The following is a 4,091-nucleotide window of genomic DNA, read 5'->3' on the forward strand; positions in this document are numbered from 1 at the left end:
TGTGCCGTGTCAGTGGGAGCGCATTATAGGGAGCCAAAACTTTTGTGCAAGGGCTAAATCTTAGAAAAACAGGATTAATTTATCGTTCGCTCACAAAAGCAACCAAATGACCAAAAAAGCGATCTTTTTTGATGAAAAAAGGGGCTCGCGCCCCTTTCTATCTATCTTGAATCGTTTCTTAAAGCTTAAGGCCCGAAGAAACGGGACTCCTGTTTGGCTTCAACCGCTTCACCATCGACTTCGGTAGTGACAATAAAGTCTATCTTGGTAATAGGACGTTTCAGCTCCACAGGGTCGACCGCCACACTGATTGGCAGCGTCAATACTTCACCGGCCGCAATTTGCACTGTTTGTGGGCCATACCACTTATAGTTGTTTAACCCATCAATGTGCATCTGGTACTCGTGGGCCGTTTCTGTTTTGTTCAATATCTTCAAAGTGAAGGTATTCTCTGTCATCCCCTGAGTATTCTCGGTATAGAGCTGATTCCGGTCACGAATGATATCAATGCGTACAGGGGCGATATTGGCACTGGCGTAGATAAACACCAAAATCATCGCGGTAAGCACAACACCATAGCCCACCAGCTTGGGACGTAGTACTTTTTCCTTGATCCCTTCCAGTTTGTTTTCCGTGGTGTAACTGATAAGGCCTTTGGCATATCCCATACGTTCCATGGTGGAGTCGCAAGCATCGATACAGGCGCCGCAGTTGATACATTCGTACTGCAGGCCATTACGGATATCAATCCCTGTTGGACAGACCTGAACACAGAGATCGCAATCGATACAGTCGCCCAGCCCCAGAGCTTTGGGATCTGCCTTGCGGGAACGGGGGCCGCGAGTTTCACCACGCTTGGTGTCATAGCCAACAATATAAGTGTTCTTATCGAACATGGCCGCCTGGAAACGTGCATAGGGGCACATGTGAATACACATGATTTCCCGCATCCAGCCGGCATTACCATAGGTTGCCAGAGTGAAGAGAATGACCCAGAAGTACACGGCGCCACTGGCCTGTAAGGTAAACACCTCGAGGTATACTTCTCTGGAGGGCACAAAGTAAGACACAAATGTCATGGCCGTCAGCAGGGAGATCAGCAACCAGGCAGTATGCTTGGCCGTTTTGCGCCAGAGTTTGTCAAAACTCCAGGGCATCTGATCCAACTTCATCCTTTTGTTGCGTGCCCCTTCGAGCTTTTCTTCAAACCAGATAAAGATGAAGGTCCACACTGTCTGCGGGCAGGTGTACCCGCACCAGACCCTTCCCAGGTAGGTAGTGACAAAAAACAGTGCAAAGGCGGCAATCATAAACAAGGCCGCCAGCAACGTCAGATCCTGAGGCCAGATAGTCAGGCCAAATACATGAAACTTCTGCTCCGCCAGGTTAAACCAGACTGCCTGCCTATCCCCCCATGGAAGCCAAGGTAAAATGAGGAAAAACAGCATGGCTATCCATCCCATACGCCGCCTTAACGTACTCCATAGACCATCAACCGCACGAACGTAAATTCGATTGCGAGGATTAAAGCGGTCTGCTTTACTCGCATCAGGCTGGTGAATCTTGATTCGATTGGCTTTCGAATAATCCTTATTGCTCGACTCTTCACTCATCTTTACAGCCTTTTACTGCTTATTGTATAAAAACTGGCGTATTATACCTTGTAACACAAGGGTTATTAACCTTAGTTGGACTAAATGATGAAAGGCTGGATTATTTTGGCAATATTGGCCGGAGTGCTTTATTACCTGGTCACTCAGACGGATAAACTCGATGAGCCCATTGCCCAAACCGAAGCATTAGTAAAGAAAATTGAACGCAAGCTGGATGCCATGACGGGCACGCAGATCATTCGCCTCGATCAGAAAAAGGCCCGCCTCAAGGCAGATATTGCCGAGCGTTTGTCAGCTTCAGAGCTACAAGAGCTGGACAACATACTGACCACACCAGATACCCTGATGGACTTCAAGGATGAGTATTGTCGCGGCAATGTCATATCTCATCCTGTTTTCAACAAAGATAATCTGCTGTTCATCTGCGATAACCTCTGAGTAAAGCCGCGGGTTTTGTCGACGGTCGCAAAACCCGCACCTGAAATCATTGACCTCCCATGCCAATCCACCTAGCCTTTGAGCCATTATCAATATAGGGGCTGTTTGTTATGACATCTTTTGTTTCCGATACTTTTGAACCTGAATTGTGGGAAGAGGTTGCCGGGTTCGCTTTTGAAGACATCACTTACCACAGAGCCAAATCTCAAGGTACGGTGCGAATTGCCATTAACCGCCCCGACTGCCTAAACGCTTTTCGTCCCAAGACGGTTGATGAACTTTACATAGCTCTGGATCACGCCCGGCAATGGTCTGATGTAGGTTGTGTGCTGTTAACGGGCAATGGTCCATCGGCCAAAGGGCAATATTCCTTCTCCTCCGGTGGCGATCAGCGTATTCGCGGCAAGGACGGCTACAAATATGAAGGTGAGGAAGCCGGCAAGGCCGATTTGGCTCGCATGGGCCGCCTGCATATTCTCGAAGTGCAGCGCTTGATCCGCTTTATGCCCAAGGTCGTCATAGCCGTTGTTCCCGGTTGGGCGGTCGGTGGCGGTCACAGCCTGCACGTGGTGTGCGATCTGACACTGGCATCGAAAGAACATGCCGTTTTCAAACAGACAGACCCGGATGTAGCCAGCTTTGATTCTGGCTATGGCAGTGCTTATCTGGCGAAGATGATAGGTCAGAAGCGGGCAAGAGAAATATTTTTCTGTGGCTTTAACTACAGTGCCGATGAAGCCTTTGCCATGGGCATGGTTAACCGTTCAGTTCCTCATGCAGAACTTGAAACCGAAGCTCTGCGCTGGGCCAAGGAGATCAATTCCAAGTCCCCAACCGCAATGCGCATGCTCAAATATGGCTTTAACCTGCCTGATGATGGTTTGGTTGGCCAGCAACTATTTGCCGGTGAAGCGACCCGTTTGGCCTATGGCACAGCCGAGGCCCAGGAAGGTCGAGACGCGTTTCTTGAAAAACGCGATCAGGACTTTTCCAGCTTCCCTTGGCATTACTGATAGTCTTAGACGATTAAAGGCTGCATAGGCGGCCTTTTTAATAGATAAAAACGGTCAAATTAATCTGTTAAACCCTCTTTCAATTGTTAATAAGAATTATTATCATTAAATTATCGAGAGAGGAGAACCGCCATGATTAAGACAATGACCTTTGCCATACTGCACTTCAGCGTAGCCTTTACCATCACTTATCTGCTTACTGGCAGTGTACTTATAGGTGGTGCCGTGGCCCTGGTAGAACCCAGCATCAACACAGTTGTTTTCTACTTCCACGAAAAAGTCTGGAAGAGATACGAAGCAAAAAAGCAGCAGCGGCTGACACAATTAATCGCCTGAGCATACACTCAGGCGATTAATGGCAACACTTTCAGGTGTGGGATGAAAATAAAGTATCATCATTTATGTTTAACTAACCCATTGATCCTATTGTGCTGTCAGCCTGACATCTATAAATAAAGTATCATCATAACTGTGTGTAACTGCTCAATATTGTCCGATGTAGTGAAATCATCATAGACCAGGCTATTGAAATCACACCTAACCCTCAGCTACAGAACAACACGTGAATCGCCTGTGTGGGGATGGCATTCACCTGACGGTTGTTCAAAAAAGGAGTGGCCATACAGCACTAAACCGGATAGCAGGAGATAAGTTGTGAAGAGCAGTAACAACCGTTGCTGAGTCATAAGCTGATGTAACGGGAGCAACGGAAAATCAACCCTTGATTACTTTCTCACTAGGCTGGCCCAAAGCCTGCTGCGGGTAGAGCTGGAGCTCTCCTGCTCTGTAAGGCATCAGTGCCAATAGGGGTAGCAACGTCACCACCACTTGTTGCACCTCGAGATACCTCATCGAGAGCAGACCATTGTGCGTAGGCGCGAGCAATTCGCCTGCTCGAACACTTCACGCTAGCATCGGACAACAAGGTAGAATGATCACGCTCACTCTTGATTCTAAATTCTCTATATATTATTTATCGAAAAGCCACTTGTTTACATGCCCACTCATAGAAGGTGTTTTTTTTCCC

Annotated in this window: 4 protein-coding genes; 3 read left to right on the plus strand and 1 reads right to left on the minus strand. The window is 47.7% G+C overall.

Going from position 1 to position 4,091, the window contains the following annotated elements; genetic code table 11:
- Positions 1-185 precede the first annotated feature (185 nt).
- A complete protein-coding gene (gene ccoG, locus ON072_RS20835) occupies positions 186-1,613 on the minus strand; it encodes a cytochrome c oxidase accessory protein CcoG (RefSeq protein WP_025011738.1) in 1,428 nt (475 codons plus the stop codon).
- Positions 1,614-1,700: 87 nt separating this feature from the next.
- Between ccoG and ON072_RS20840 the strand changes: the two genes are divergently transcribed.
- From ON072_RS20840 to ON072_RS20850, 3 genes are all read left to right on the plus strand, one after another.
- Complete coding sequence (locus ON072_RS20840) at positions 1,701-2,051, plus strand: hypothetical protein (protein WP_025889692.1); 351 nt, start codon at positions 1,701-1,703, stop codon at positions 2,049-2,051.
- Positions 2,052-2,161: 110 nt separating this feature from the next.
- On the plus strand, positions 2,162-3,064 hold the full coding sequence (locus tag ON072_RS20845; protein WP_028780956.1) for a 1,4-dihydroxy-2-naphthoyl-CoA synthase: 903 nt from the start codon (positions 2,162-2,164) through the stop codon (positions 3,062-3,064).
- A gap of 132 nt (positions 3,065-3,196) precedes the next feature.
- Positions 3,197-3,400, plus strand: coding sequence for a DUF2061 domain-containing protein (locus tag ON072_RS20850; protein WP_107006279.1), 204 nt, complete (start codon positions 3,197-3,199; stop codon positions 3,398-3,400).
- The last annotated feature ends 691 nt before the right edge of the window (positions 3,401-4,091 follow it).

The organism is Shewanella sp. K8, from assembly GCF_028823715.1.
GTDB classification, from domain to species: domain Bacteria; phylum Pseudomonadota; class Gammaproteobacteria; order Enterobacterales; family Shewanellaceae; genus Shewanella; species Shewanella algae.